The organism is Rhizobium sullae, assembly GCF_025200715.1.
GTDB lineage: Bacteria > Pseudomonadota > Alphaproteobacteria > Rhizobiales > Rhizobiaceae > Rhizobium > Rhizobium sullae.
The window spans coordinates 237,610-263,582 of sequence record NZ_CP104144.1; the positions used below are offsets into that span (position 1 = coordinate 237,610).

General features: G+C 59.4%; 28 protein-coding genes and 1 pseudogene. 11 read left to right on the forward strand and 18 right to left on the reverse strand.

All coding sequences use genetic code 11. The features are described from left to right. Positions 1–289: 289 nt before the first annotated feature. Positions 290–883, reverse strand: a complete 594-nt coding sequence (locus tag N2599_RS21705) for a TetR/AcrR family transcriptional regulator (protein WP_027511363.1) — start codon at positions 881–883, stop codon at positions 290–292. Between the two features lie 170 nt (positions 884–1,053). On the opposite strand from N2599_RS21705, the gene N2599_RS21710 reads away from it, so the two are divergent. Then, a complete protein-coding gene (locus N2599_RS21710; RefSeq protein ID WP_027511362.1) occupies positions 1,054–1,452 on the forward strand; it encodes a RidA family protein in 399 nt (132 codons plus the stop codon). Positions 1,453–1,780: 328 nt separating this feature from the next. Here the strand turns inward: N2599_RS21710 and N2599_RS21715 are convergent, their stop codons facing one another. Together N2599_RS21715 and N2599_RS21720 are read right to left on the reverse strand one after the other, a co-directional pair. Beyond that, positions 1,781–2,497 carry an eCIS core domain-containing protein gene (locus N2599_RS21715; protein WP_051336674.1) on the reverse strand — a complete coding sequence of 239 codons (717 nt, stop codon included), beginning with the start codon at positions 2,495–2,497 and terminating at the stop codon, positions 1,781–1,783. A gap of 402 nt (positions 2,498–2,899) precedes the next feature. Then, entirely contained in the window at positions 2,900–3,157 is a 258-nt protein-coding gene (locus N2599_RS21720; protein WP_027511361.1) for a YMGG-like glycine zipper-containing protein, read from the reverse strand. A gap of 540 nt (positions 3,158–3,697) precedes the next feature. On the opposite strand from N2599_RS21720, the gene N2599_RS21725 reads away from it, so the two are divergent. Next, on the forward strand, positions 3,698–4,024 hold the full coding sequence (locus N2599_RS21725; RefSeq protein WP_027511360.1) for a helix-turn-helix domain-containing protein: 327 nt from the start codon (positions 3,698–3,700) through the stop codon (positions 4,022–4,024). Beyond that, positions 3,999–5,255 (forward strand): type II toxin-antitoxin system HipA family toxin, encoded by a 1,257-nt coding sequence (locus N2599_RS21730; protein WP_027511359.1) that lies wholly within the window; start codon positions 3,999–4,001, stop codon positions 5,253–5,255. Before N2599_RS21725 ends, N2599_RS21730 begins: the two co-directional genes overlap by 26 nt. Positions 5,256–5,605: 350 nt before the next feature. On the opposite strand, the gene N2599_RS21735 is transcribed toward N2599_RS21730, so the two are convergent. Beyond that, a complete protein-coding gene (locus N2599_RS21735; RefSeq protein ID WP_027511358.1) occupies positions 5,606–6,385 on the reverse strand; it encodes a class I SAM-dependent methyltransferase in 780 nt (259 codons plus the stop codon). Between the two features lie 269 nt (positions 6,386–6,654). On the opposite strand from N2599_RS21735, the pseudogene N2599_RS21745 reads away from it, so the two are divergent. Further along, a pseudogene (locus tag N2599_RS21745) lies at positions 6,655–6,843 on the forward strand (alpha/beta fold hydrolase); the annotation flags it as partial. Between the two features lie 228 nt (positions 6,844–7,071). On the opposite strand, the gene N2599_RS37635 reads toward N2599_RS21745, so the two are convergent. Continuing rightward, positions 7,072–7,296 carry a DUF982 domain-containing protein gene (locus N2599_RS37635; RefSeq protein ID WP_027511356.1) on the reverse strand — a complete coding sequence of 75 codons (225 nt, stop codon included), beginning with the start codon at positions 7,294–7,296 and terminating at the stop codon, positions 7,072–7,074. A 119-nt stretch (positions 7,297–7,415) separates the two neighbouring features. Between N2599_RS37635 and N2599_RS37870 the strand changes: the two genes are divergently transcribed. Beyond that, positions 7,416–7,613 carry a transglutaminase-like cysteine peptidase gene (locus N2599_RS37870; protein ID WP_084606538.1) on the forward strand — a complete coding sequence of 66 codons (198 nt, stop codon included), beginning with the start codon at positions 7,416–7,418 and terminating at the stop codon, positions 7,611–7,613. 473 nt (positions 7,614–8,086) lie between these two features. On the opposite strand, the gene N2599_RS21755 is transcribed toward N2599_RS37870, so the two are convergent. The 7 genes from N2599_RS21755 to N2599_RS21785 form a co-directional block, all read right to left on the reverse strand. Next, complete coding sequence (locus N2599_RS21755; RefSeq protein WP_100770365.1) at positions 8,087–8,998, reverse strand: nucleotidyltransferase and HEPN domain-containing protein; 912 nt, start codon at positions 8,996–8,998, stop codon at positions 8,087–8,089. A gap of 158 nt (positions 8,999–9,156) precedes the next feature. Beyond that, positions 9,157–10,185, reverse strand: a complete 1,029-nt coding sequence (locus N2599_RS21760; RefSeq protein ID WP_027511354.1) for a glycoside hydrolase family 25 protein — start codon at positions 10,183–10,185, stop codon at positions 9,157–9,159. A 159-nt stretch (positions 10,186–10,344) separates the two neighbouring features. Next, positions 10,345–11,526 carry a M20 aminoacylase family protein gene (locus N2599_RS21765; protein ID WP_027511353.1) on the reverse strand — a complete coding sequence of 394 codons (1,182 nt, stop codon included), beginning with the start codon at positions 11,524–11,526 and terminating at the stop codon, positions 10,345–10,347. Positions 11,527–11,609: 83 nt separating this feature from the next. After that, entirely contained in the window at positions 11,610–12,389 is a 780-nt protein-coding gene (locus N2599_RS21770; RefSeq protein ID WP_027511352.1) for an amino acid ABC transporter ATP-binding protein, read from the reverse strand. Continuing rightward, positions 12,386–13,354: an amino acid ABC transporter permease gene (locus N2599_RS21775; RefSeq protein ID WP_027511351.1), complete on the reverse strand. Its 969-nt coding sequence runs from the start codon at positions 13,352–13,354 to the stop codon at positions 12,386–12,388. Before N2599_RS21775 ends, N2599_RS21770 begins: the two co-directional genes overlap by 4 nt. Beyond that, the gene (locus tag N2599_RS21780; protein ID WP_027511350.1) at positions 13,351–14,241 is read right to left on the reverse strand and encodes an ABC transporter substrate-binding protein; all 891 of its coding nucleotides are present in this window, start codon (positions 14,239–14,241) and stop codon (positions 13,351–13,353) included. The genes N2599_RS21775 and N2599_RS21780 overlap by 4 nt, the downstream gene beginning before the upstream one ends. Positions 14,242–14,278: 37 nt before the next feature. Then, on the reverse strand, positions 14,279–15,268 hold the full coding sequence (locus tag N2599_RS21785) for a substrate-binding domain-containing protein (protein ID WP_027511349.1): 990 nt from the start codon (positions 15,266–15,268) through the stop codon (positions 14,279–14,281). Between the two features lie 102 nt (positions 15,269–15,370). Here N2599_RS21785 and N2599_RS21790 point away from each other — a divergent pair, with 102 nt between their 5' ends. Then, positions 15,371–16,699, forward strand: coding sequence for an aminotransferase-like domain-containing protein (locus N2599_RS21790; protein ID WP_027511348.1), 1,329 nt, complete (start codon positions 15,371–15,373; stop codon positions 16,697–16,699). A gap of 175 nt (positions 16,700–16,874) precedes the next feature. On the opposite strand, the gene N2599_RS21795 is transcribed toward N2599_RS21790, so the two are convergent. Then, positions 16,875–17,324 carry a MarR family winged helix-turn-helix transcriptional regulator gene (locus N2599_RS21795; RefSeq protein WP_027511347.1) on the reverse strand — a complete coding sequence of 150 codons (450 nt, stop codon included), beginning with the start codon at positions 17,322–17,324 and terminating at the stop codon, positions 16,875–16,877. A gap of 120 nt (positions 17,325–17,444) precedes the next feature. On the opposite strand from N2599_RS21795, the gene N2599_RS21800 reads away from it, so the two are divergent. Together N2599_RS21800 and N2599_RS37875 are read left to right on the forward strand one after the other, a co-directional pair. Then, the gene (locus tag N2599_RS21800) at positions 17,445–17,822 is read left to right on the forward strand and encodes a nuclear transport factor 2 family protein (protein ID WP_027511346.1); all 378 of its coding nucleotides are present in this window, start codon (positions 17,445–17,447) and stop codon (positions 17,820–17,822) included. Positions 17,823–18,175: 353 nt separating this feature from the next. Next, a complete protein-coding gene (locus N2599_RS37875; RefSeq protein WP_167333922.1) occupies positions 18,176–18,598 on the forward strand; it encodes a VOC family protein in 423 nt (140 codons plus the stop codon). A 311-nt stretch (positions 18,599–18,909) separates the two neighbouring features. Here the strand turns inward: N2599_RS37875 and N2599_RS21810 are convergent, their stop codons facing one another. Both N2599_RS21810 and N2599_RS21815 read right to left on the reverse strand, forming a co-directional pair. After that, the gene (locus N2599_RS21810; RefSeq protein ID WP_027511344.1) at positions 18,910–19,128 is read right to left on the reverse strand and encodes a hypothetical protein; all 219 of its coding nucleotides are present in this window, start codon (positions 19,126–19,128) and stop codon (positions 18,910–18,912) included. Between the two features lie 226 nt (positions 19,129–19,354). Further along, positions 19,355–19,594: a hypothetical protein gene (locus tag N2599_RS21815; protein WP_084606537.1), complete on the reverse strand. Its 240-nt coding sequence runs from the start codon at positions 19,592–19,594 to the stop codon at positions 19,355–19,357. 747 nt (positions 19,595–20,341) lie between these two features. Here N2599_RS21815 and N2599_RS21820 point away from each other — a divergent pair. Next, entirely contained in the window at positions 20,342–21,157 is an 816-nt protein-coding gene (locus tag N2599_RS21820) for an aminoglycoside phosphotransferase family protein (RefSeq protein WP_027511343.1), read from the forward strand. Positions 21,158–21,399: 242 nt separating this feature from the next. Here the strand turns inward: N2599_RS21820 and N2599_RS21825 are convergent, their stop codons facing one another. From N2599_RS21825 to N2599_RS21835, 3 genes are all read right to left on the reverse strand, one after another. Continuing rightward, the gene (locus N2599_RS21825; RefSeq protein WP_027511341.1) at positions 21,400–21,972 is read right to left on the reverse strand and encodes a flavodoxin; all 573 of its coding nucleotides are present in this window, start codon (positions 21,970–21,972) and stop codon (positions 21,400–21,402) included. Positions 21,973–22,002: 30 nt separating this feature from the next. Further along, positions 22,003–23,211: a (R)-mandelonitrile lyase gene (locus N2599_RS21830; RefSeq protein ID WP_027511340.1), complete on the reverse strand. Its 1,209-nt coding sequence runs from the start codon at positions 23,209–23,211 to the stop codon at positions 22,003–22,005. An 89-nt stretch (positions 23,212–23,300) separates the two neighbouring features. Next, positions 23,301–23,459 carry a hypothetical protein gene (locus N2599_RS21835; RefSeq protein ID WP_156915306.1) on the reverse strand — a complete coding sequence of 53 codons (159 nt, stop codon included), beginning with the start codon at positions 23,457–23,459 and terminating at the stop codon, positions 23,301–23,303. A 190-nt stretch (positions 23,460–23,649) separates the two neighbouring features. Here N2599_RS21835 and N2599_RS21840 point away from each other — a divergent pair, with 190 nt between their 5' ends. Both N2599_RS21840 and N2599_RS21845 read left to right on the forward strand, forming a co-directional pair. Then, a complete protein-coding gene (locus tag N2599_RS21840) occupies positions 23,650–24,636 on the forward strand; it encodes an aldo/keto reductase (protein ID WP_027511338.1) in 987 nt (328 codons plus the stop codon). Positions 24,637–24,701: 65 nt separating this feature from the next. Beyond that, positions 24,702–25,964: a multidrug effflux MFS transporter gene (locus tag N2599_RS21845; RefSeq protein ID WP_037142618.1), complete on the forward strand. Its 1,263-nt coding sequence runs from the start codon at positions 24,702–24,704 to the stop codon at positions 25,962–25,964. Positions 25,965–25,973 lie beyond the last annotated feature (9 nt).

The window sequence follows — 25,973 nt, forward strand, 5'->3', positions numbered from 1 at the left end:
GTCGGCTTCGGACTCCCAAAATTCCAAGAGGTTGACGTTGGAGGAACCTTCGAGCCGACAGAGGCCCTTCCATGCCCGGCGTCCAGGGCGGGGCAGGGACTGCCGTGGCGCTGGAGCGAAAAGCGTAACGACGACTTTTCGCGCTCCCTGCCGCCCGTTGCGCCGGCGAGGTTCGTGCGGACCCGGGTCTAGAGAAAGCGAAACGCCAAGGGGTCGAGCGGCGGTCTGCCGTGCGGCATCCATCCGGAACAGCCTCACGATCCCGTCGCGCGTGCCATCGTCGGCCGGATCACGCCAGTTTTGCAAGCAGACCTGTGGCCAGGTAGCGGAAGGCCTCGACGGCTTTCGGGAAGACATCTTTAGGATCTTCGCTGGCCGCAATCCAGAGCGCAGCATTGAGCGCGGCGCCATTCAGAAGCCGGGCGGCCGCCTCTGCGTCCACTGGCTTCAAAATTCCCAGTACGATCAACCGCTCCACCGTCTGCTTTGTAGCCTGCAGGCAACTGTTCTGACTAGGCCAATGCGATGGATCTCCGAGGACCGCTGGTCCGTCGAGCAGAACGACACGCTGCACTTCGGGATCGAGCGCCATTTCGATATAAGCCGTGCCCTCCGCCAGCAGCCCTTCCCAGTCGTCTTCAGCTCGGGCACCGATCTCCTGCGCTCGCGACGCCATTTCAGCGTCGATCTGGTTGACCACGGCAGCCATAAGGCCACGCTTGTCGCCGAAGTTGTGGTAAAGCGCCCCCCGCGTCAGGCCGACGTCCGCGGTCAACTCGTCCATTGAGGCGGCAGCGTAGCCCTTTTCGGCAAAGGCCTTTCGCGCGGCCGCAACCAGCTTTGCGCGGGTCTCCTCCATCATCTCGACGCGTCGATTTGCCATCATCGTAACCCCTGCTTTCAGATACGCGGCGTATATATGTTGACATACGCTACGTATGTCTGATACTTGACATACGTAGCGTATATCAACGATGCGACGGCGTGTGAAGCTCCTCGAGCAGCGTTTCGCTCGTCGAGTGCCGCCCAGCAACGATAAAGAGAGATCAAAAGATGACACAGCGCGACGCTATTTTTCCCGCCAACAGACATGCACTCTACGAAGCGCACGGCTATTCAGCCGCGATTCGCTCCGGCGACCTCCTCTTCGTCTCCGGGCAGGTGGGCAGCCGCTCCGATGGGACTCCAGAACCTGATTTCGGGCGTCAGGTCCAACTAGCCTTCGACAACCTTAGGGCAACGCTGAAAGCGGCAGGCTGCACCTTCGACGATATCGTCGATGTGACCACGTTTCATACAGATCCCGAAAACCAGTTCGAGACCATCATGGCCGTCAAGAACCAGATCTTCAGCAGTCCGCCCTATCCCAACTGGACCGCAATCGGTGTGAACTGGCTTGCCGGTTTCGATTTCGAGATCAAGGTCATCGCGCGCATTCCTGAAGAGGTGTAAGTATCTTCGTACCGGAGCGGTTGGCTCCGCTTCGCAGGACGCGCGCGCCAGGCCGACCGGCGCTTTCGCTGGCGGCGGTATTTGGCCGTGTGAGCCGAGCAGAAGCCGCCGGGGTTGCATCCAACTGCACATGATGAAATCAGCCGCCATGCGCCAAGGGTGCGGATGTCTTCCCCCCGAGACAAGCCTGCGACAACAGTTCGAGGCGGCGGCGGACAAAGCGAGTGTTCGCGCAGCCCAGCCGGCGACCATCGGCGCAAAGGCTCGACTGGGTGAGTGCACGATGCCCAATGGGGCGCGCCGATTTCCTCGCACACCGCGTCATATGCTACAACCGACGGTATTGGGCTGGAGGCTTAACGCCTTGGGGCACGGTGGGCATCGGCTGAATGACGTTGGGCGACCGGTTCTGCGGCGTTGTCTTTTGTTGGGTTCTATTGAATCGGTCAGTGGCGGCGTACGCCTCGTCCTCAACAGATTTCCAGTTTCTCAAATACCGTCTGGAAAAATTATGTGTTCCCCAGTCGCGAAACTGCTGAACGTGCTTAAGCTCATGAACCCATAGCCCAGGATCACTTGCTGCAGCTTCGTCTTTGAAAATAACGGTGTCGATCAATGTAACCGCATCTGCGTCGCCATACCGAAAGGCCAGGTTTGCGAGATTCAGTGACTCGCCATCACCAATTTTGAAGGCCACCATGTCGTAGATCTGTTGGTCATAAAAGTTTCCGAGTATTTGACGAAGCGCCGCTGGCATGGGCATCACCCCGGCCGAACGGGCGGAATTCCGCGATACGATAAGCCATTGCTCCAATGCCACTGCACCGATCAAGGCTTGGGCTTCCATCCGAATGCGGCCAAACTCTCTTCCAATATGCGCCATTTCCCAGCCGACGCGGCCAGAAGTGTGCGGCACATTGATAATTGCATTGTCCGCCTGTGGCTGGACATTGCGCATAAATCGCTCGGGATGGCCGACGTCGCCGAGCCGAGCCCACGCGACAGCAAACGACACAGTGAGTAGCAAAACCGTCATTGTCATCATGACGCGAGTTCCCGTGACTTTGTCCCCTCACAGCAGCCCGGCACAATATCACAATCATCTAATGTTATAACTTACGCACTAAAATCTCGTCGCTATGTCAATTTTCACTCAATCACTCGGCCGGTCGCGCCGATTCCGCTGGAGCTTCGTATCCAGATGGCTAGGGCTGCAGGGGCAGTCGTTTCTCGCCTTTCTGCAGTAGGTTTTGGCGGCGTATCCTGTCGCCCGAAGATTGACAGGATGGGCCGATACCGTTGCCATGCACCTGTACTGGCCGAATTCTTTGAACAAGCGAGCGGATGGGTGACTGATACGAAGGCGAGCGTCCCAGCCGCCTTTCGTTAGCCCGAAAGGCGGCTGTCTTCTTTTCAGGCCAGGCAATTTCTTAGCAAATGTCCAGTTTTAGCGGCAACGGGCCTCGTAACGGCGACCATAGCGATCGCGATAGATGCAATAGCCGCGGTGCTCCGTCGAGCGTCCGATCAACGCGCCGACCAGCCCGCCTGCCACAGCACCAACAGCGGCGCCGCCCCAACTATTGGTGACGACACCACCAATTATAGCGCCCGACCCGGCCCCGATCGCAGTTCCTTGTTCCGTCGCCGTGCAGGATGCCAAGGTGGCTACCAACGCACTGGCGAGAACGATATTTTTCATCATATGGTTGTTTCCTAATTTCAATTTTTGCAACAAAGGGGGCAGATCGCCCAGCATCTATGCCCCCAGCATCTAGGGAAGTCCAGAATTCGATTTAATGCGAGCCAGGAGATGGCCAGCGTCCTCACCAATAGGGGCTTTCCCGGTGGCGGACCGGGAAAGCCCCTAACCTTTCGCGCGGTTTACCGAACCGTGCGCGTCAGGCCGGCCACAACATGGATCATGCTTACGGCAAAAAACATTGGACCGAAGCCTGAAGGTGGCTGGACTTTGGTCTTAGCCAATCATTCAATTCCATCAGAAGTGAGCATAGTTCGCGTTCTGCGCCCATGAGAATTGTCTCTCGGCCTTTTTTTGGGAAGGGTTGGCCGTGAGCGAAATCGGCTCTCTCTCATCGCCCATTTAACGGGGCGTGATGATCTGTCTACGGATCATTCACATGGCATGTGATATGCAAACGGATCATTCATGGTTGATCTTGCTCTCGATGTGAGATACCTTTGCGTATCATCCTGACCAATGGTGAATCGTATAGGTATCGCAATGGGTTCGGAATCAGAAACACTGCTTGAAATCGGGAGACTTCTCAGACGAGCGAGGCTTAGCTCTGCTTTGACGCAGGAGCAGGTCGCTGATCTGGCGGGCATATCCCGTCCCCGCTATCGCGACATTGAAACGGGAACCGCCGCGGCACGCGTGACGACGCTTATCAATATCGCGCGCGCGCTCGGTCTGGAAATGATGCTTGTTCCACAAGCCATGATTCCTGCTGTTCAGGCGCTGTTGCGCCCGCATGATGACGACGATCTGCCCGCCTTTGTTTCTCAACCTGACGATGATGATCATGGCTCCAATCTTCCACGCACCTAAGACGATCCCGTCGTTGGACGTACTCCTGAATATGCTGAAGGTCGGTACGATCGTCAGGACGCCAGGTGATTTCAATGCTTTCAACTTTGATGAGGCCTACCGCAAAACGGGTGGGTTTCCGGTTCTTAGCCTGTCGTTCCAAGCGGCGACGGGCGGATTGCGTAAAGATCCCAAGCCGCTGGCCGGCGCTTTGCCAGCCTTCTTCGCGAACCTCCTGCCGGAGGAAAAGCTACGTGAGGCGATGGAAAGGCACCATGAAGGCAATGTGCGGCCAGGCAACGATTTCGATCTGCTAGCTGCTCTTGGCACCGATCTGCCGGGGGCCGTGCGAGTAGTGCCCAGCGACGGCGCGACAGCGGTTCAGCAAGATCCGTTAAAGGAAAAGACCAAAGCTCGTTTCTCACTTGCCGGCGTGCAGATGAAGCTCTCGGTGATGAAGAACACTGGAAAAGGCGGTGGCCTGACCTTGCCGATGGACGACGAGCAGGGCCAATATATTGCCAAGTTTCCTTCGACAGCATTTCCCGGCGTTTCCGAGAACGAATTCGCGAACCTTGCACTGGCCGCCGCGATCGGCATGGAGGTGCCCGAACGCGAGCTTGTCGAGAAGTCCGACTTCGACCGCATTCCCGAGGAATTCAACACGTTGTCGGAGGGCAAGGTCCTTCTCGTCAAACGCTTCGATCGTGAAGCCAAGGGTGGGAGGATTCATATCGAGGATTTCGCTCAGGTCTTCGGTGTCTATCCTTCGCGCAAGTATGAGGGCGCTGCCTATCACGATATCGCCTCGGCCATTAGCGTGGCCGTCTCGCCTGCGATGGCTCTCGAATTCGTCCGCCGACTTGCGCTTACTGTCATCACCGGCAACGGCGACATGCACTTGAAGAACTGGTCGCTGATCTACCCCGGCGAAGGCAACAAGCCGACCCTTGCCCCAATCTACGACGTTCTGTCGACGGTGCCCTATATTCCCGCAGACGCCATGGCGCTTTCGCTCGGAGGGGAGCGGTCGTTCAAGGCTCTAGCCGCACCGCGATGGAAGGCATTTGCCAATCGCGCAAAGCTTCCGGAACCAGCTGTGCTGAAGGCAGTGGTCGAAACCGTCGAACGCGTCAATGAGCACTGGTGGCATCTGCCCGAGCGCGGCGTTATTCCGGAGAAAGTGCTCGAGCGCATAGACATACATGTGAAGGCGCTAACGCCAATATTGAACACCTGCGCCGAGAAGTGAGCCAACCCATTGTTTGGCGAGCGCGCGAATAGCCGCTGTGACCTGGCCCAACGACCCGACATTCCCGATGGAGCATCAATCCCTCCGTGCAGAGCCGGCGATTTGCGGCCGATGACGTTTTTCATCGTCCCAGCCTTGGCTGCGGTTCTGCTACGTAGGTGACGGTACTTTTTACCGCTAATGTGATTGCGGTGGCGGCCCCCCGGCTTCTAACCGCGGGCGGATGAAAGTTCAATGGCAGGTCACCCGGCTTCAGATACCGTACGGTTGCTCGCGACCCATGCTGTCAGCGGCGTCGGGTGCGGTAACAGTGCCGACGATGAGCTAACGTTCGTAGCGCGGACAACGCGTCAACTACTCTGTCCCCTGTGAGCATTAATAATCCACGCGCGCGAGTCAAAGAGTACGCCCTCCATGGTCATATGCGCCTCCAGTAAATCGTGCAGCCGCTGCAATGCCTTGTCGGGTGCCTCATCGGTTTGCGCGAGCGCGTCCTTCACAAGATAGAGGTCGATGAGCGCGTCAAACGCCCTATCGACGTCTGGCCCATAGAAAACCGGTTCTCGCACGTCGGTAAAATCGATCGAAATAAAGCCGGCCGTGCTCAGAAGTTCTGTAGCGATGGTAGGATCGCCAAGTGAAAACGGTGTGAGAACATCTGCGGAAACCGCAGTTCCCGGGGCCAAGGTTCGCCGAATGGCACCAGACCACTCGTTACGCTCCTGGCTCTGCCACACCATCCATACAAGGCGCGCGCCCGGACGCATCGCGCGGGCGACATTGGCAAAGGCCGCCGCCGGATCAGCAAAGAACATGACGCCAAACCGGCTGATGCAGAGGTCGAAGCTGGCAGTGGGAAAGGCGTGGTGCTGGGCATCGCCCTGCTCAAACGCAACATTTCGCAACCCTTCTTCGTCGGAACGTCGCCGCGCAACCTCGAGCATCTCCAAGGACGTATCCACGCCGATCGCGTCGCCTTCCACTGCGACACGGGCGGCTTCACGAGTCGATTGTCCTGCCCCGCAACCGATATCGAGCACGCGGTCACGTACTCCAACGCTCGCGGCGGCGCGCAAATGCCCATTATGCCGCTTTAATTCTGCGTCATAGAAGTTAGCACGATCCAACATCTCCACCCTCGCTTGGTTTTGTCTCGGTCATGTGACGGAAGTTCGCTTTTCGTCGCTTTCGCGACGGCGTCATAGGCTTGCGTCAGTTTTTGCAGCACTGAAAATTCGCTCTTGGGTGAAGCCCCGAGGTGCAGCACGCGCAACTTGTCCATGAATTCTTCCCGTAACTCCGGTCCGCCCTCTTCGAGCAATTGTGCCCAAATGCTGAGCTCCCGGGTCGCGGGCAGATGCCGGCGCCCCATGCGCCTATCGTAGCCATGCCCCCTTCCATCGTCCACGGCACGGCAGACCCAATCTTCCCGCTCAAGCACGGCGAATTACTGGCAGAAGCCGTCGAAGGCGCAGAACTTCTCCGTCTTGAGGGCGGCGGCGATGAAGTTCATCCCGAGGATTGGGATGAAATCACTTCGGCCATCGACCCTCACATCGGTGCATCGCATCCCTCGAAGCTGCCTTAGGCCAAGGGCGCGGATCTCTTCCTTTCCTATTTGTCGGATGAGGGAATAGCACGGCAAGAATTGCACAGCAGAAAAAACTCGAAATGGCACGTTACCATCCCAGCACACGCCGGCAACGTCAAAGGCGAAGCTTCCGCGCTGACGTTTCCTACCATAGGTGCAGGAGGACTCCGGCATAAGCTACGGCACCATGCGCCAGAGAGGCCAGCGAATGCCATCTACCGCCGATCAGCGATTGCCAGCCGCCGCAATCTGAACGGCGGACCTAGCCTCCTCGGCGGAAAGTCGGCCTTCGTGAGCCGCGTTGCAGGTGCGCCACGCGTGACGCCATTTTTCGCTGTTCTGATTGGGCTCGTGAATAAGCCAATTCATAGCCTCCTCAGCCGAACCGACAACTATCCGGATACGGCCGTCGCCCAAGATGAGGGGCTTCTTCCAACGTTGTATCAGCATGATTGCACTCCAAGCTTAGGTCCATCGATCGAGGATCGTTCCCTACGATCACAGATAGGTGCCGCCGCCGCTAGATGCCAGTCCGGACTGCGTAGCGCGGGGCAGCGAATGGACGTTCCATGGCGAGGCGGCGCTCTTGGCCAGGAACAGCCGCAAACCCACCTTACATCTTAAGGGAAGGACACGCCGCCCTGACACTTTCCTCCAGCAGAGGTGGTTTCATTCTCGACAATCTCGCAGATGAGATCAAGCCATGCCACGCGGCACCGTACAAATTTCTGAAACGCCAAGGCCACCAAAACCCGATCGATGGGTAAGTATCCACGGCGAACGTTTGGAGGCGCCTGCACGGTGAAAGCCGACAGGAGCCATTTCAATGGGCGACGCACGTCTCGAAGATGCTCGAGACTGGCGTTTCATCTACTTCTAACCAGGTGCACGGCAGAGGGCGCAGCCAGTGGATCACGGCTCGTCGGCAGTCAGACACTTTCTTCTCACAATTGTGCTGATGAACGCCTCGGCTCTCTCTGCCCGAATGTACGGCGCGAAGATGGTCGAGATGGTCTGTCAGGGTCACTGCCGCGTCGAAGCCTTAGATGGGGATCGCATCCATCGTAGCGGCTCATCGAATGTTGCCCATCTAAACGCTTTACGCGCATGCTTTGTTGATTACAATCAGATGTCGGCCAGGAAAAGCATGAAGCTTCCGGGTTCGGCGAATGGATGGTGGTGCGCCGGTAAAGCACCACGCCCTCGCGCAGGTGGATTCGATCATTTCTCAGGGTCGGCCTTAGATGGGGCTGCTTGCCCGCTCCAGTTCGGTCAGGCGTTCCTTACAGATCGCCGCGATAATCTGGTGCAGGTGCTCCGTCCGTTCAAGCAGCCAGACAAGCGCCTCCTCTGTGATCTCGAAGTGCTTCGAGTAGCGGGCTTTTACATAGGCTTCGTTGAGGATGTTGTACCACGCGATGTAGCGGTGCTGGTCGCGCGGCCATGCGTCGATGAGCCGGCGGTCCTGATCTTCGGCCAGCCCGCGCAGGAATTTCAGATTGTGCGACGGTGGGCTGTAGTTGGTCAGGGTGAGAAGCAGGCAGGAATAGGCAGTCTCGACTGCTTGGTGGAGCAAAAACGCTGATTGGCTTGCCCAATTGGTCGACGCCGCGACACGTGCCAATTTATGGAAGCGCTGAGCATTCTCGTATTGCCTCTCGAAATGCTCCTTCGCCACCCTGTACGCGTCGACCGCCGAGAGCTTCCTAGGTTCGGCCAGCGGCCGGTCGTCGAGTTCGTAGAGCACGATGCCCTCGCGCAGGATGTCGACGAAGAAATACTGGCCGTCGGCCAGGAAGTTGTTCACCTCCCTGGCGCCATGGACGATCAGCCCGACGGGCGTCTTCACATCCTTGTCCCATAGCAGCCGGTCGGTCGCTTTCTCCCAATACTGTGGCTCGGCCAGCTGCTTGGAATTGACGATGACGAGGATATCGTAGTCGGAGCGGTAGCCCTTCATCGTGTGCGGCTCGTCGACCCAGGTGCCGCGGCTATACGAACCGAAAAGCAAAATCTTTAAGATCCGGCCGCGCTTCTTGAAGGCGGCCGACGTGCCTGACAGCGCGTCGGCGAACTCCTCATGGATGATCGCAACGACGCGGGCAAGCTCGCGCTGCTTTTCTTCCGGCAGATGTTCCAACGACGATCGCATGGGTCCATCGATAGGCCAAAGACGATTCGCCGTCCACTACTGGAAACTGTAGGAACCGCCGCGGCCTGCAAGCCGGCGCAACTTCCCACGGCACCATGAGGTGGGGATTATCCGTGGCTTTTTCAGGGGCAGGCTGAAGCCAGGCGGCTAACCCGACGCTAGCGTGAGGCCACCCAGTCGTGCCAATCGTTTTCATCACCATGGAAGACGTTGAGGTCGATCCGGCCATCGACACCGTGCGAGAGGCCAGAGCCCGAATACTGCCAGAAAACCCACTTGCGCTTCGGGTAGACCTTGGAGGGATGAGCGGCCACCGAGCGCAGCCAGAAGGGATAGTCGGGAAACGCGCCCTTCAGGTTGTCGCGATAGAAGTCCGGAGCCGTGTAGATGATCGGCCGCTGGCCATAGTGCCGCTCCAGCTTGTCCATGAAGACCTGCATTTTTTCCAGCACCCGCTCGCGCGAAGGCCGCCGCTTGCAGCTCGATTCACCATTCCATTCGACGTCGATAACCGGCGGAAGAGCGCCCGCTTCCTTCGGAACGTTGCGGATGAACCAGTCGGCCTGTTCGCCGGCCGTCCGGCACCAGTAGAAGAAGTGATAGGCGCCGCGCTTCAAGCCGGCTTCCTTGGCCCTGCGCCAGTTCTTCCTGAACATCGGATCGAGATGGTCGCCGCCGTCCGTCGCCTTGATATAGGCGAAGTTTGCACCCTGCGTTCTGAGTCTTTCCCAGTCGATCTCGCCCTGCCAGCGTGAGATGTCGACGCCATGCACGGCAAGTTTTCTGGGCGAGATGGACCCGAAGTTAATCGGTTTGGCGTCGCGGAAGCCATAGCTGTAAATCTGCGATCGCGTTTGCGGAGCCGCCCTCATCTCGGGCTTGGCCGGCGCCAGCATGGCAATAGGCCGTTCCGACGGAATGGGAGCGCCGACCGTTCTGGCGGCCGGTGCGAATGCTTGCGACTGAGGGACCTGGCCTGCCCAGGCCAATTCTTCCTGCGGCGCGCTGGCTGCCGCTGCCGCTTCGCCGACATTTCCAGACGGTACGAGATTGGATGGTGGGACGACCGAGCTTGTCGTTTCTTGCGACGGTTGTCCCGCCCGGACATTTTCCGGGGGAGGGCCAGATGCACAGCCCGACACAGTCAGGCAGGCAAGAAAGATTGCTGTCACATCCGATAGACGCATAAGAACCCGTACGCAAAACAACTGCCGCCGACGGCAATCCATGCCGTGGGGACCCACTGGCGTGAATGGCTAACGGAAAATTACCAAAAAAGACTGAATCCAATCTTTACCGGCAAGGTTAACGGCGCGACGAATTTCTACAGGGTACGACCGACCGATCTACGCCAGATACTTTTCTGTCAGCCGGGCCCACATGGCGGCCCCAACCGTCAGATTCTCGTCCGCAAAGTCGAATTTCGAGCTGTGCAGGATTTCCGAGTTAAGCCCGTTGCCAAGACGCAGGAAGCAGCCCGGCTTGTGCTCGAGAAAATGGGAAAAATCCTCGCTCCCGGGGATCAATGGGCAGGTCAAAATCTTGTCCGTATCGACAAGCTCCTCCGCAACGGTGCGGGCAAACTCCGTCTCCTTCTCCGAATTGATGACGACGGGGTGCCCGCGCACATAATCGATTTCGAAGCCGGCGCCATAACCCTCGGCCACAGTCGCGGTGAGCTTGCGAATTCTCCCTTCCAGAATGTCTCTTATCGCCGGTTCGAAGGACCGGACGCTGAGCGAAAGCGTTGCGATGTCCGGAATGACGTTCGAGGCTTCGCCGGCATGGATGGAGCCGACGGTGACCACTGCCGTTTGCGTGGGATCAATGCTGCGCGAAACGACCGACTGCAGTGAAACGACGAGATTGCAGGCAATGACGACCGGGTCGACTGTCAGATGCGGCCTGGAGGCATGGCCGCCCTTTCCCTTGATGGTGACTTTTACCGTATCGGCAGCAGCCATCAATGGACCGGAACGCAGGAGCCAGGTGCCCTCTGGCGCGCCGGGGTGATTGTGCAGCCCGAAAATTGCGTCACACGGGAAGCGTTCGAACAATCCGTCGGCGATCATCGCCTGCGCCCCGCTTGCCGTACCGGCTTCCTCGGCGGGCTGGAAAATCAGGTTGACTGTTCCGTCAAAACGGCGCGTGCGCGCCAGATATTCCGCGGCCCCAAGCAGCATCGTCGTGTGGCCGTCGTGACCGCATGCATGCATCTTGCCGGCTGCCCTGCTCGCATAAGGCAGGCCTGTTTCCTCCTGGATCGGAAGGGCATCCATATCGGCGCGGATCGCAATACTGCGCGCGCCGTTGCCCACCTTGAGACGCGCGACGACCCCATGGCCGCCGACATTGCGCAACACGTCGTAGCCCCAGGACTCCAGTTTCTCGGCGACGAAGCGTGCGGTTTCCGCCTCTTCGAACGACAGTTCCGGATTGGCGTGAAGATGCCGGCGCGTCGCTTCAAGCTCTGCCTTGAGCGGCTCGAAGTCGGAGATACGGGCAAAAGCATTGTCGCGTGTCATCAGTTGGTTCCAATAGATAGAATGAACGGGATTGTCGCGCCGCGTTCTACTGGCGCGGGCAGGATGCTGAGCGCTAGGATTGCCGGCTAGATGAAGCGCGCCAGAAAGCTTCTCGTGCGTTGATGCTGGGGATTGCCGAGGACATCTTCGGGCTTGCCGTGTTCGACGACTTTGCCGCCATCCATGAAGATGACCCGATCGGCCGCCTCGCGTGCAAACCCGATCTCGTGTGTCACGACGATCATGGTCAGCCCCTGGCTTGCCAGGTCGCGCATCGTAGAAAGGACCTCGCCGACGAGTTCGGGATCGAGTGCGGAGGTCGGCTCGTCGAACAGCATCAGCTTCGGCTTGATCGCCAGAGCCCGTGCGATCGCCACACGCTGCTGCTGGCCGCCGGAAAGCTGGCGCGGATAACTGCCGGCTTTTTCCGAAAGCCCGACGCGCTCCAGAAGCATCAACGCATTTTCCGTCGCAGCCTTGCGGCTTTCGCCGTGGATGCCGACCGGCGCTTCGATGATGTTTTCGAGCGCGGTCATATGCGGATAGAGGTTGAACTGCTGGAAGACCATGCCGATCTTGCGCCGCTGTGCAGCGATCGCATTGTTGGAGAGTTTTTCAAGGCGGCCGTTTCGCAACCGGTAGCCGATCTGTTCTCCGTCGACCATGATCGAGCCTTGATTGATGGATTCCAGATGATTGATGCAGCGCAGGAAGGTCGATTTGCCCGAGCCGGAGGGCCCGAGGATGACCACGACCTCGCCAGGGGAGACATCGAGATCGATCCCTTTCAGGACCTCTAGATTGTCGAAGGACTTGTGAACATTGCGCGCGTGGACGAGCGGTTCGACAGCTACAACGGCATTCAACGGCTTGCCTCCTGTACGATGACGGGTGAGGGGGCGTCCGGTACGACCGGCGTGCCCGCATGTCCGGCAGGCTTCGCTATGCTGCCGGAACGTCTGTCGCCTCTGCTATAGTAGCGCTCGATATAGCCCTGGCCGATGTTGAGGATCGAGGTGATCAGCAAGTACCAGACCACGGCAACGAGCAGCATCGGAATGATCTCGAACGTGCGGTTGTAGATCGATTGGACCGAATAGAGCAGGTCCGCCATGGCGATGACGCTGACGAGCGAGGTAGCTTTGATCATGCTGATGAGCTGGTTGCCGGTGGGCGGAACGATGGAGCGCATCGCCTGCGGGATTATGATCCTTCGCAGTGCGCGCGCACGCGTCATGCCGAAGGCTTCCGCGGTTTCCGCCTGGCCCCTGTCGACGGAAAGAAGGCCGCCGCGGATGATCTCGGCCATGTAAGCCGCCTCGTTGAGCGCCAGGCCGACGATTGCCGCCGTCATCGGCGTGATGACTGAATTGGTGTCCCAACTGGCCAATGTCGGCCCGAAAGGCACGGTGATCGAAATCGAAGGAAAGAGAGTCGACAGGTTGTACCAGAATATCAGCTGCACCAGGAGCGGTGTGCCGCGGAAGAACCAGATGAAGAGACCGGCAAGGGAATGGGCGAGCCGGTCCGCCGACAACCGCGCAATGGCAAGCAATAGACCGAGCACTATGCCGATCAACATGGCAACGACCGTCAACCCGAGCGAGACGTAAAGGCCGCTGATGACCGTGGGGTCAAAGAAATATTGCGCGACGACGGGCCAGCCGAAATTCTCATTGTTTGCGACGATCCAGCCAAAATCGGCCGCAATCGCCAGGGACAGCGTCCAAAGGACAAGGCGATCGATGCGAAACGGCTTGTGCGCGTTGACGACGTCGCGGGGATCCGCATCGCCCGGAGGCGATGCGCTTTTGTGGTTGCCGGCACTCATTTTGGCAACGTCCCGCCGAGATTGATGCCCGGCTCTTTGATCATGTTGTTCTCAAGGCCCCATTTCTTCATGATTGCCGCATACGTGCCGTTGCCCATGAGAATCTTCATGCCATCGCGCAGCACGGGGCCGAGCGGCGATCCTTTCGGCACGACCGCGCCCTGGTAAAGATTGTCAAAACCGTTCTTCTGGCCGACGCCCGTAAGTTCGAGCTGGCCATTGGCCTGCGACACGAAATAGGTGAGGGGGGCTTGGGAGGAGAAGAATGCGTCCGAGCGCTTGGACCTGACGGCCAGGATCGAGCTTGGCTGATCGGTGAAGGACTGAACCTCGACCGCGTCCTTGCCGTCGGCCTTGCACTTTTCGGCCTGGACCTTGATGACCTTTTCGGCGGATCCACCAGCCATCACGGCAATGCGCTGTCCGCAGGCAGTCTCCAGCGAAGCGATGCCGTTGGGGTTACCCTTGTGCACGGCAAAGACGACGAATTCCTGCACCCAGTCGACGAAATCGTTGGCCTCCTCGCGGCTCTTGAAATCGCCGACAGGGCCGAAGGCGAACTGATAGCGGCCGGAATTGACGCCGGCGAGAAGTGCCGGAAGGCCACCGACGGTGGCGTGCTCGATTGTGACGCCGAGCACCTGGCCGAGCGCGTCCGTGAGGTCGGCGCTGGCGCCCTCCATCTTCGTTCCGGTCACGATCTCGTAGGGAGGAAAGGAGCCGTTGTTGACCGAGATCATCTTGCCGGCGGTCTTGATGTCCTCGGGAAGCTTTGCCCGCAGTTCCTCGTTGACGGTGAGCTTCGGAAGCATTGCATCCTCGGCCAAGGCCATTCCAGAGAGCAGGGCGCTCGCAAGAGCGAAGGCGGTGATGGATTTCAAAGGCATGTTCTTATTCCCCTTTTTGGTTTGTATGGAAACGGATTTACGATCCGGCTGCGGCAAGCTGCGGGCGATCTGAGGACGCCTGCAGCGGAAAAAGCTCTGCCGGCGTGAGCGCTCGCGGCAGGATGCCCTGTTCGTGCAGTTCCCGTGCAAAATCGGAAATCATCGCGCGGTTCGCATCAAGGCCGCTCTCGTCCCAGTCCGGTGGAAGATCTGCCGAAACCTTCAAAAGCTCATCGAAGATCCACGGCGTGGTGTCGGCATATTTGCGACGCCTGACCGTCCAGACGCGCCTGGATTCATCGATCAACGCGCTGAGTTCTTCGGGGAGCCACGGATATTGCGCCGCCGCCGTCGCCTTGATGCCGATGAGATGCATGCCCGGCACGTAGCCGACGTCCTTGAAATACTGGCGTTCGGCACGACGGAAATCTGAAAGCACTTGGCGGAAGGGCGAATCTCTATCGAAAAAGCCCTCGGGCATGAAGGGCGTGAAAACGGCATCCAGTGCCCCCTCCTTCAGAAGGTCGACCATCGGGCGCTCGCCTGGTGCTGCTTCGATGCGTCCCGTGCGGCCAAAGCCGTCGAGACGATCGGTGATGGGATGAGCTTCCGTCAACCTGCCGGCAAACCACATCGCGTCCTCGACGCTAACGCCTTCACGGCGCAAGGCAGCGCGTGTCCAGGTGTTTCCGGAATCGCGCCATCCGGTAACGCCGATCCGCTTTCCGGCAAGCTGGCTCAGCTCCGTAATCGGGCTGTCCTTCGTCGTGATGATGCAGCGATGGCGAAAGCCGCGCATGATGAAGTTCGGAATGCCGATTACCGTATCGTCGCCGTCGGCGCGAAGCTGGGCGTACCGGCTGAAGGACATTTCCGCCGCGTCATGTGCCTCGTCCGTTCCGACATTGGAGATGAGCGTGGCAACCCTGTCGACCTTCACGTCGAGGCGGGGAGAGGAAATGTCTCCCAACACCAGCGGGGTCATGTAGTCCCAGTCGCGCAGGGCCAGCCGTATCGTTACAGTCATGCATTTCGCTCGCAAAAGATGGTTGCTCTTGCTCGTAAATAAATGTTCAATTTGACTCGATCAAATGTTATTACGTTATTGAACATTTAATCTGGTGTAAAAATGAGCGAAACACGAAATGCCGATTGGTTTGCCGAAAAATTGAGCGACAAGACGATCCGCGGAATTGCATTGGAAACCAGCGCCTTGATCCGCGCAGGTGCGCTTCCGGTCGGAACCAAGCTGCCGGCGATCCGCGACCTTGCCTTCGCGCTTGGCGTCAGTCCTGCTACGATCTCCGAGGCCTGGAGCGAGTTGCGCCGCCAGAAGATCATCAGCGGGCGCGGACGCAACGGCACCTGGGTCAGCGGCGACCGGTTCGTTGCCAAGCCCGAGAGGCTTGCAAGTTCCGGCAACTACGGAGAAGGCGTACTCAACCTCACGGCGGCGGTCCCGGATGTAAGGCTGCTTCCACCCCTGGCCGAGGCCCTGGCATACGGCGCGTCTGCGGAAAACCTCAACAGTTACGAACGCAGCCGCATCCTGCCAGAGCTCGAAGCGGCTGTGCGGCGCGACTGGCCCTACGAGCCGGAGGCCTTTCTCGCCACGAACGGTGGATACAACGCAGTCTATACGCTGCTGCATGCTTTGGTTATGCCGGGCGCTTCGGTCGCAATCGAGAATCCGACGGCCATGCGCCTTCTCGATATTCTTGAAGATCTGGGCGTGCGCATCCTGCCCGTTCAGTGCGACAAGGACGGTCCCCTGCCGTCGTCACTCGAGGCGGCCACGAAATATCGCCCCGTCGCATTTCTGTTTCAGCCGCGGCTTCATTCGGTGACAGGCCAAAGCGTCAGCAGGGCGCGTTTGGAAGCTCTGGGAAACATTCTGGCGGGTAGCGATACGCTGATCATCGAAGACGATGGCGTGGCCGACATCTCCGGCGCACCCAAGCATTCCTTGGGCGGGCGTTTTCCCGACCGCGTCATACACATCCTGTCCTACTCAAAGACGCTGGGTCCGGACCTACGTCTTGCCGTATTGTCGAGCTCCAGGGCGATTGTGGAGCAAATTCAATCCTACCGAAGCTTCAGCGCCGGATGGACCAGCCGGATTCTACAGGCCGCAGTCGCGTGGCTGCTCCGCGATCAAATGACGGATGAAATCCTTGACCGCGCACGCAATATCTATCAGCAGCGGCGCGATGAGCTGACGAATGCGCTGCGCGAGCGCGGCGTAGAGGTGGATGATGGCGCCGGCCTTTGCGCCTGGGTTCCAGTCTCATCGGAGCCATTTGCGATGGTCACGTTGGCGGCGAGGGGGATTGCCGTTCACCCTGGCGCAAAGTTCTCGATCCTGCCCAGCAATCATATCAGGGTCGCAACGGGCAACCTTTCGGACCATAGCAGAGAGGTCGCAGACGGCATCGCGCTGGCCTGCACGACCGGCTGATCCTAGATTGCGCCTCCGACAATCTTCTCACCTATAAGCGCTGCCATGGAAGCGTCCGGTTTCAAGGTCGTGAGCTGAAAAGTTGATCGCAAACTCCGACCTTGCACCAAGCTGTTGCAACGAGGTTCTCGTTCACTGGAACGGCGGGCGTCTCCATTGCAGCGGCAGCAGGTGGCTATGGCGGCGAAACACTCGCAATTTGATCCAAATTCGCGATCAACCGAGTAAGCAGGGTGACGAGCTGTTCCGTTTCCGCGCTGGTGAAGCCGTTCAATGCCTCACGATTGCCTTGAAACAAGGCCGCCGTTGCCTCGGGCATGCGTGCTTGCGCGTACTCTGTCAGCACTACGTGGCTGCTTCGACCATCAACCGGATCAGGTGTTCGTTGGATCAAGCCATCCCGCTCCATGCGAGCGAGCATTTGCGCCATCGGTGGCTGCTCCACCTTGGCGAAGCGCGCAAGGTCGCGTTGCGTGCTCGCGTTGCCGTTTTTCAGCGCGACGAGTACCGGTAAATGTCCGACGCCGAAGCCAAGCGGTTTGAGGCGTGACTCGCTCAGGCGGGCGAACCCTCTCGCCGCGAGGCTGATGAGATGCCCCGGTGTGGAAAGCACATCCTCGTCCATTCTATTCGCTCCTTACCTGGTGTTGACTATGGAATATATATGTACGTATATATCTCTAGGCTGGTCAATGTTGGTTACGCGCCGTTCAACGTTCGTTCCAAACCAGATTGAGGAAACGTGATGTCGGAAATCGATACTCAAGTTATCAAGCTCATCTATGATCGCTTCAATGCGCGCGACATCGACGGGATACTTGCCGTGCTTACTGATGATGTTGCTTGGGCCAACGGCATGGAAGGTGGCCATGTTCACGGGCGTGAGGCAGTTCGTGACTATTGGACACGTCAATGGGCTATCGTGAGTCCACATGTAGAGCCGGTGGCATTTCAGCGCATGAAAGATGGTGCATTAGCCGTCGAGGTGATCCAGAACGTATACGATCTCAATGGCCAGCCGCTGGAGGATCAAACCCACGGTCTCAAAGACAAAACACTGCTTCACGTCTTCCATATGAAGGGTGACAGGATCGCACGCTTTGATATCCGGGATGCCAGTTAGGCCGAGGTCCGGCGTCGGCTTCTGTGAAGATGGGGTGGATGCCATGCTCGGAGGTCTTCGTCCGCCCGTCACCTCTGATCGACCAAAGCTTCACCGATGCCATCAACGAGGCACACGTCTCAAAGCCTGCGCCTTCCCTCCCGCGGGAGCGGGTTCCTTCTCTGGCACAAAGCAGGTAGTCGTAGCTTTTGGATGTTGCGCTACATTAATTTGCATCAGCCAACTGCGAGTTCGAATTTCCACTAAGTGGGTCCGAAAGACTGAAGGTGACCCCGGTTGCGGACGCAGTCTCGAAGCCTATCTCATCAAGGGCTGTATGGCAGTCCGAATCTCTGCGCATATGAGGTCCCGCAATGACGCACGAGCCTGGAAAAAGACCATTATTCCGCAAGCTCGACAATCATCTCCTGCACGTGAGTGATCTCGATGCAGCCATAGCTTTTTATGGGGGTCGGCTCGGTCAAGCCCTGGTTTGGCGCGACGATGAAGCCGCCGGCTTTGCGCTCCCGGAAACCGACGCGGAACTGGTTGTCCATCTTCATATCGGTCCCGAGACCGACATCCTGGTCGATGACGTGGACGAGGCGTTTGAGGAGTTCTTGGCCGCGGGCGGAGAGGCTGTGCAACCGCCATTCGAAATCGCGGTCGGACGATGCGCCAGAATCCGCGATCCCTTCGGCAACATAGTTGTGATCTTGGACCAATCGAAAGGGACGTTGGTCACGGACGGGAAGCTGCGTGTCACCGGTGTCAAGCGGGCCAGTAACCACGCGTGAACGTCCACTCGCTGACGTCGTGCTACATTAATTGAGGCAATTTTCTGGTTTGCCATCCGCCCCTGAGCGGACCTCGTCTGGTAACTTTTTGTCAGACCCGGTGCTCCTTCCCCCGCGGTCGGCATTCTCAATCGCAAAGCAGAGCGAACGTTCATTGAACTTCTATGGATTTCTGCACGCTCCGGTCTGAGCGGCGGGGTGACACCTGGCACGAATTACGCTCCAGCCAAAATACCCAAGTATCACCCCGCTGATGGGGTGATAAAAAAGGCACGGGAGCCTGCGATGCAGCGTTTACTTGGACGGCACCATCAAGCTCGTCTGAGAAGGGCCGGCATCAAAGGAGCAGCATAGCGGATCGAGTCTCGTTCGATAGCATCCAGAGAGTTCATCAAGTCGACAAAGTCACATGCCTCGGCCCAGGACATGCCACTCACCTGCACGTCACCAAGCGTGGCGGGTTCCATCGTGAGCCCGTCCACGACAAGCCATTTGTCATCGATTTCATGTCGAAGATTGAAACGTCGCATCGCAAGGTCTCCAAACAGTGACCGCGGTACCATATTTTAGAATGGGTGAATATGAAAAAGTTAACAGCCGCTAACTATAACGGTTAGCTTGCGTGATTGCCGATCCTATATGATCAAACACGCGATCCACGGAGTTTCCTGGCACCCCGTGTGGTGTTGTGCGGTTCGTTGCCGCTGCGGTTGATGAAGCCGCAGGTAGAAATTATTGAGAGGAGAAATGTTCTGGTCAAGTTGAAAAAATCGCAGCGATGCGCTCTAGATCGGTTCGGCTGATTTCCTCAGACACCGGTTCGCTTTTATTGGCGCGAAACCACTCTGCTGCCTCCCGAACGCGTTCGCCGGTCAGGCCATCGTACGCACCAAGTCTGCCGATCCATTCTCTCACGGTCTCACGTTCCATTCGGCCCGCGCTGTAACGGGCGTGAACGGTTTTAGCAGAGGCCACTAGATCGGGAATACTATTCAAGGACGTGCTCCGCTGACTTCAGGCGCCAATGTACTATTTCTGAGGTGCCGGTGGCGCCGCCAGCGTTGAAAAACGTGTAGGTCGTCTCAATCCATCGGGCTAACCGTGCCGATGACGGGTATCATACCGCCGCAGTAAATAGTAGCGCGGCAAGTATTTTGCCGTCATCTTTCGACCTTCCGAAATCGTCTCGCGCCCCAGAGGAAGATGGGCTTCGTAGCCTGCCACGCCACCTATCGATGCGAGTACATTCCATTCTTTCGGCATGGCCCTGTGAATTCTTAAACAACATCAATCCCTTAGATTGAGAAGCTGGCTCCACGCGCCGTGATCCGGACCTTAAAAGAAGCGCCTCCAGTTGGATATCGAAAAGTCGACTGCGTTCCGGACATCGAGGGAACGTCGGCCTCCCGCGGCCCGACTGGATGCCGTCATCATGAGATGTTTGTCGTCGATGACCTACCGCCGGCCCAAGACAGGTTCTGACGGCGATCATGTATTCCTCACCGTCAATTCGGCGCTCCGGACAGCGTGCTATCCTCGCCGCCGCTTGCCGTGAGTTTAGCGCTCCACCGGCTGATCGGAGTTCGTGGTTGGGCGAATGACTGGTTCATAGCGCGATCCGGAAAACTAACCTGTCCTCCGCTTTCTTCACCAAAGCGGAACATCTACCGTTTGACCGATTATTTGCTCAGCGCGTACGCTGTCCAGATAGAACACGCGGGACAATGAGCGCGAGTTGGACGTATGGTTGATGAGCCCGAGATTCCCCTCGAAGGCGGTGCGGACTCGAGAGTCGTTCGAGTCGGTCAGACAGTCCGGCGCGACGGTCGCGCTTGGTCGCCCGCCGTCCTTGATCTGTTGCAACACGTTGAGCGTGAAGGATTTGCCGGGGCCCCACGTGTGCATGGCTTTGACGACCAAGGGCGAGAGGTTCTGACCTACATCGAGGGAGAGGTCGGCCAAGGTGCCGGGTTTATCCCCGACGAAGGCGGCCGCTTCGATGTCCGTCTCCCGGACTATGTCTGGCGCGATGACGTGCTCGTTCATCTTGGCGCGCTCGTACGGGCCTATCACGATGCCGCGGCCGGCTTTCCGTGGGCTGGCCGCGAATGGCGCTTAAAGGCTCGGCAGCCTGTCGAGACGGTTTGTCACAACGATCTCACGCCATGGAATACTGTCTTTCGAGCGGGCCTGCCGGTGGCTTTCATCGATTGGGACGCCGCGGCGCCAGGGCCTCGCGCGTGGGACCTCGGATTCATCGCCTGGCGTTGGGTGCCGTTCTGGCGCGACGCGAAGTGTCGAGCACATGGGCTCCCGACCGGCGTTGCCGAAAAGGCCCGCCGCTTTCGCTTGCTGGTTCACGCGTACGGGCTCGAGCCAGAGATTGGCGTCGTGCACGCGGGAATCGAGCGGGTGCGGCACTTGCAGGAACACATGTTGAAGCTCGTCGCTGACGGTTCTGAGTGGGAGGTGGAACTCGCTCGTCGCGGTGTGCTCGACGAGGCAGCGCTTGAGATCGCCTGGATTGAGGAGCACGCTGCAGCGCTTGCGGGGTCGTGACCTACTGCGATGAAGGTCTCTTCCGGCACATCCAAGACAGCCGCGGACGGCGTCTCTCGACCCGAAACCTTGGCGATGGCCTGGATCGCGTCGATCACGGGCTGGTTGGCCACACGGTTCTCCGCCGACAGGCGCGGAACGGTCTTTCGCTGGTCGTTGTCGCCGAAAAAGCCCGTCTTCTGGTCCATCATTTCGCCCAAGAATCCACGGCCCAGAACCCGAGCGGCCGTTCACTTCGCGAACTAGCCGCTCAGCCAGCCTGTCACCTGTTCCAGGGTCCGCCGTTCCTGGTCCGCCTCCATCGAGAAGGCGGGCCGGACGTCGGCGCCGGGAGCAATCGACCTGACGATGTCGATGCTATCTCCGAGGCCGTATCCTCCGTGCGTTATGAAAGGGTGGATGATCTTTCCGGAAAGGTCATGTCCCCGTAGGAAGGAACGGACGACAGGTGGGGCCGTCATTCCCCAGATCGGGAAGCCAAGATAGATGGTGTCGTATCGTCGCACGTCCGCCACGCTGGTTTTCAGGGGCGGAAGGTATCCGGCCCCCGTCTCTTGGCTGGCCTGGGCGACCGTCTCGACATAGTCCTCGGGGTAGGGGTTGCCGGGATTGATTTCGAACAGCGTCGCACCCCTTGCCCCGCGGATCTGACGCGCAATGAGCTTCGTGTTTCCGGTCCGCGAGAAATAGGCGACCAAGGTTCCGCTGGAGCCGGACCGCGCCTGCGATGCGTTGTTCTCGGCAGGCGCCGCAAGGTCGGCCGCGGCAAGGGACAGAGCTTTCAGGAACTTGCGCCGTGGAATTTGGATCTGCATATGATTGCTCCCTGCGCACCACAGGCTCCGTCAGTCGATCTGGCGTCCCTTGCCGTAGTCTTCGTCGGATACCTTCTCCATCCAGGTGACGGCACTGCCGTTCAAGGATTCGGCGACGGCGAAATGGGTCATCGCCTCGTCTGCCGAGGCGCCGTGCCAGTGTTTGGCCAGAGGCGGAATCCAAACGACGTCGCCGGGGCCGACCTTCTCGATTGGTCCGCCCTCCTCCTGTACCCAGCCCTGGCCGGATATGATGAAGAGGGTCTGTCCCAGCGGATGCGTGTGCCAGGCCGTGCGCGCACCCGCCGAAAAGGAAACGGTCGCCCCACCGATCCGGGCTGGTGCGTCGCCCTGGTAGAAGCCCGAGGTCTCGACTTCTCCAGTAAAGTGCTGCTTCGAAGCCTTCGCGCTGCCTTGGTTGGCCCGCGTGATCTTCAGGTCGCCCGATGCCGCGGATTGCGCGGCGGACCTTTGCAGGGCATTGCCGCGGCTGTCGAATATTCGCTGAAGGACGGGCACGGCCGACATCGCCCTTGGCCAACCGGCATAGAATGCGACATGCGTTACGACCTCGGATGCTTCGGCGCGGGTCAGGCCGTTGTCCATGGCGCGGTTGGTATGGAAAGGGAGCTGCTCGGGCTGACCGATCGCGATCAGGGCCGCCATCGTCACAAGGCTGCGGTCGCGGGCGCTGAGATCCGGCCGCCGCCACAGATCGCCGAACAGGACACGATTGGTGAGGTCCGCGAGCGTCGGAGCCGTAGGTGCCACGTTCGCGTTGACGGCAGCCGCACGTGCCGTCTCGGCAGCGGCTTCCAGTTCGATACGGGCAGCAGCGCTGTTTCCCACCGGAGCGATGTCGCGCTCATCGAACACCTTCTTCGTCTCGGTCACGGCCGATATCGCGTTCGGCCAGCCAGCGTAGAAGGCGAGCTGCGTGATCAGTTCGCCGATCTCGTCCGGCGCGACGTCGTTGTCGAGCGCCCGGCGGACGTGGCTGCCGATCTGCGCTGCCTTGCCGGTCGAGATCAGGGTGGCGACGGTGACAAGACTGCGGTCGCGCGGCGGAAGCTCGCCCCGTTCCCAAACCTCCCCGAAGAGAACGTCGTCGGTGAAATGGCCGAGGCCGGGAGCAACGTCATACACGACCGGCGGAGCGACGCGTGCACGGGGTTCCTGTGCTTCGACGCCCGTCGCGGCGAGAGCGGAGATGGCGACGGTGGCTGCGATCTTGTTCATAGGACACCTCATGTTGTCGTCGAAATTGGGCGGCTGGAGCCGTTCGGATCGAGGATTGCAGACCAACGCTTTCGGCCGGACCTTGTCTGTCAGACGCGAAGAAGCGTCTTGATTGCGCGGCGATCGTCCATCGCGTGGTATCTTTCCGTGACGTCGGCGAGCAGCCGTGCCGCAAGGCCTTCCACGACGAGACCGCCGATGCTCCCAGTCGCGCCAATGACGAGAACTGTAAGGGTGGGTGCCCTCATGAACCATTCCTGCCTGCGCCAACGATCCTCGGTCGGCGAAGGCAAAACTACCAGCCGAGCATTGATCGGATTAGAGGGCGTGTTTGGCATGCGGTCATGAATCCAATTCATGACCGCATGCCAATTGGACGGCCTAATCTGTCCCCGCGACTTCGCCTATCTTTCGGGCATTCAAAAGAAAGGTGTAATCATGGAAAAGCGCATTCTCGGCCAGGGCCTTGAGGTGTCAGCCCTGGGTTTTGGCTGCATGGGCCTGAATTTCAGCTACGGCCATGCCCTCAGCAACGCCGACAGCGTCAAGCTCATCCGCGACGCCGTCGATCATGGCGTAACCTTCTTTGACACGGCCGAGGTCTACGGCCCTTTCACCAACGAAGAGATCGTCGGCGAGGCGCTGCGTCCGGTTCGCGACCAAGTCGTCATCGCCACGAAGTTCGGCTTCAAGATCGAAGACGGCAAGCAGACGGGCCTGGACAGCCGCCCTGAACACATCAAGGAGGTCGCCGAGGCGTCCTTGAAGCGTCTTGGCATCGATGCCATTGACCTTCTCTATCAGCACCGCGTCGATCCCAAGGTTCCGATCGAGGATGTCGCAGGTGCCGTAAGAGACTTGATCGCCGAGGGGAAGGTCAAGCATTTCGGCCTTTCGGAACCCGGCGCGCAAACAGCCCGGCGCGCGCATGCCGTGCAGCCGGTAACGGCGCTGCAGAATGAATACTCACTTTGGACGCGCGGCCCCGAGACGAATGGCATCCTGGAGGCCTGCGAGGAGCTCGGGATCGGTCTCGTTGCCTACAGCCCTCTCGGGAAGGGATTCCTGACGGGGGCGATAGGCAAGGACAGCAAGATCGCCGAGAACGACTTCCGCAAGCTTCTGCCGCGCTTCACGCCCGAAGCCATGGAGAAGAACCAGGCGCTGATCGATCTTATCAAGCGCGTCGGCGAGGCCGGGAACATGACCCCGGCCCAGATCGCGCTTGCGTGGCTCCTCGCGCAGAAGCCGTGGATCGTGCCGATCCCCGGCACCACGAAGCTGCATCGCCTCGAGGAAAATCTCGCCGCCGCAGCCGTCAAGCTGTCGACTGGCGAACTTGCCGAACTCGATGACGCGGCCGCCAAGATACAGGTCGAGGGTGACCGCTATCCCGAGCGGCTGATGAAGATGACGGGTCTCTAAGAGCCGTATGCCAGAGGAGGTTTGACGGCGCCTCGGCCCAATCTCTTTCCAGAAAGACGACAACCATGTCACACGAACTCGCGAACTCTGCCGATTGCCTCGCGGCGCCCGTCGATACGTCCTCCGTCAGCCCGCTTCCGCCCCGCAGGCGCGTCCTTGCCGTGCTCAGCGCCCTTATGGGATTCGCGTCGATCTCGACAGACCTCTACCTTCCGGCCATGCCGGCCATGGGCAGGGATTTCGGAGCGGATCCGGGTTCTATCGAGCTGACCGTGTCCGGATTCCTGATCGGCTTCAGTCTCGGCCAACTCTTCTGGGGGCCTGTCGGCGACAGGTATGGCCGCCGGCTTCCCGTGGCGGTCGGCCTACTCCTATTTGTCATCGGGTCGGCCGGCTGCGCAATGTCGGGATCGGCCGCTGAGATGATCTTATGGCGCGTCGTGCAGGCGATCGGCGCCTGCTCCGGCGTCGTGCTCGCACGTGCGATGGTCCGCGACCTCTACGAGGGAAGCCGGGCCGCGCAGATGCTTTCGATCCTCATCACCATCATGGCCGTGGCTCCGCTTCTCGGGCCGATCGTCGGGGGCCAGATCCTCGCGATAGCCGGATGGCGCTCGATCTTCTGGGTTCTGGTCGCGGTGGGGCTGGCGACCCTGGCCGCTCTCTTTACGGTTCCGGAGACCCTGCCGGCAGAACGGCGGAACAAGAATTCGATCACGGACGCCGTGCTTGGCTACGGCAAGCTGCTCGCTAACCGGCGCCTTCTCGGATTTGCTGCGGCAGGCGGCTTCTTTTATGCCGGCATCTACGCCTACATCGCCGGAACGCCCTTCGCCTACATCGACTACTACCATGTCCCGGCCGGACTATATGGCGTCCTTTTCGCCTTGGGGATTGTCGGGATCATGGTAACGAACATGGTCAACTCGAGGCTTGTGACCAGGCTTGGCAGCACGACCATTCTGCGGTTCGGCACCTTCGGCGCGATGGCGTCCGGCTTTGCGATCCTGGTCGCGGGCGCGACCGGTTGGGGAGGCCTGTGGGCGCTCACAACACTGCTCTTCGTCTTCGTGTCCTGGTCCGGCCTCATCGTGGCCAATTCCATTGGCGGCGCCCTCCAGGACTTCCCCGAACAGGCCGGGGCGGTCTCCGCGCTCGTCGGAGCGATCCACTACGGCTCCGGCATCGCCGGCTCCGCGGCGGTGAGCGCCCTTGCCGACGGCACGCCCTGGGCATTGACGCTCGTAATAGGTGTCGCAGGCATCGGCAGCTTCGGGAGCCTTGTTCTTGTCGCTCCGGGCAGGCGCCTTGACCTTGCGTCATTATGAGATGAAGTT

Excerpts from the sequence above, each read along its gene's own strand:
- N2599_RS21705 (WP_027511363.1), bottom strand. The coding sequence starts at position 883 with ATGGCAAATCGACGCGTCGAGATGATGGAGGAGACCCGCGCAAAGCTG.
- N2599_RS21710 (WP_027511362.1), top strand. The coding sequence starts at position 1,054 with ATGACACAGCGCGACGCTATTTTTCCCGCCAACAGACATGCACTCTAC.
- N2599_RS21715 (WP_051336674.1), bottom strand. The coding sequence starts at position 2,497 with ATGATGACAATGACGGTTTTGCTACTCACTGTGTCGTTTGCTGTCGCG.
- N2599_RS21720 (WP_027511361.1), bottom strand. The coding sequence starts at position 3,157 with ATGATGAAAAATATCGTTCTCGCCAGTGCGTTGGTAGCCACCTTGGCA.
- N2599_RS21725 (WP_027511360.1), top strand. The coding sequence starts at position 3,698 with ATGGGTTCGGAATCAGAAACACTGCTTGAAATCGGGAGACTTCTCAGA.
- N2599_RS21730 (WP_027511359.1), top strand. The coding sequence starts at position 3,999 with ATGGCTCCAATCTTCCACGCACCTAAGACGATCCCGTCGTTGGACGTA.
- N2599_RS21735 (WP_027511358.1), bottom strand. The coding sequence starts at position 6,385 with ATGTTGGATCGTGCTAACTTCTATGACGCAGAATTAAAGCGGCATAAT.
- N2599_RS37635 (WP_027511356.1), bottom strand. The coding sequence starts at position 7,296 with ATGCTGATACAACGTTGGAAGAAGCCCCTCATCTTGGGCGACGGCCGT.
- N2599_RS37870 (WP_084606538.1), top strand. The coding sequence starts at position 7,416 with ATGGCGAGGCGGCGCTCTTGGCCAGGAACAGCCGCAAACCCACCTTAC.
- N2599_RS21755 (WP_100770365.1), bottom strand. The coding sequence starts at position 8,998 with ATGCGATCGTCGTTGGAACATCTGCCGGAAGAAAAGCAGCGCGAGCTT.
- N2599_RS21760 (WP_027511354.1), bottom strand. The coding sequence starts at position 10,185 with ATGCGTCTATCGGATGTGACAGCAATCTTTCTTGCCTGCCTGACTGTG.
- N2599_RS21775 (WP_027511351.1), bottom strand. The coding sequence starts at position 13,354 with ATGAGTGCCGGCAACCACAAAAGCGCATCGCCTCCGGGCGATGCGGAT.
- N2599_RS21780 (WP_027511350.1), bottom strand. The coding sequence starts at position 14,241 with ATGCCTTTGAAATCCATCACCGCCTTCGCTCTTGCGAGCGCCCTGCTC.
- N2599_RS21785 (WP_027511349.1), bottom strand. The coding sequence starts at position 15,268 with ATGACTGTAACGATACGGCTGGCCCTGCGCGACTGGGACTACATGACC.
- N2599_RS21790 (WP_027511348.1), top strand. The coding sequence starts at position 15,371 with ATGAGCGAAACACGAAATGCCGATTGGTTTGCCGAAAAATTGAGCGAC.
- N2599_RS21795 (WP_027511347.1), bottom strand. The coding sequence starts at position 17,324 with ATGGACGAGGATGTGCTTTCCACACCGGGGCATCTCATCAGCCTCGCG.
- N2599_RS21800 (WP_027511346.1), top strand. The coding sequence starts at position 17,445 with ATGTCGGAAATCGATACTCAAGTTATCAAGCTCATCTATGATCGCTTC.
- N2599_RS37875 (WP_167333922.1), top strand. The coding sequence starts at position 18,176 with ATGACGCACGAGCCTGGAAAAAGACCATTATTCCGCAAGCTCGACAAT.
- N2599_RS21810 (WP_027511344.1), bottom strand. The coding sequence starts at position 19,128 with ATGCGACGTTTCAATCTTCGACATGAAATCGATGACAAATGGCTTGTC.
- N2599_RS21820 (WP_027511343.1), top strand. The coding sequence starts at position 20,342 with ATGGTTGATGAGCCCGAGATTCCCCTCGAAGGCGGTGCGGACTCGAGA.
- N2599_RS21825 (WP_027511341.1), bottom strand. The coding sequence starts at position 21,972 with ATGCAGATCCAAATTCCACGGCGCAAGTTCCTGAAAGCTCTGTCCCTT.
- N2599_RS21830 (WP_027511340.1), bottom strand. The coding sequence starts at position 23,211 with ATGAACAAGATCGCAGCCACCGTCGCCATCTCCGCTCTCGCCGCGACG.
- N2599_RS21835 (WP_156915306.1), bottom strand. The coding sequence starts at position 23,459 with ATGAGGGCACCCACCCTTACAGTTCTCGTCATTGGCGCGACTGGGAGC.
- N2599_RS21840 (WP_027511338.1), top strand. The coding sequence starts at position 23,650 with ATGGAAAAGCGCATTCTCGGCCAGGGCCTTGAGGTGTCAGCCCTGGGT.
- N2599_RS21845 (WP_037142618.1), top strand. The coding sequence starts at position 24,702 with ATGTCACACGAACTCGCGAACTCTGCCGATTGCCTCGCGGCGCCCGTC.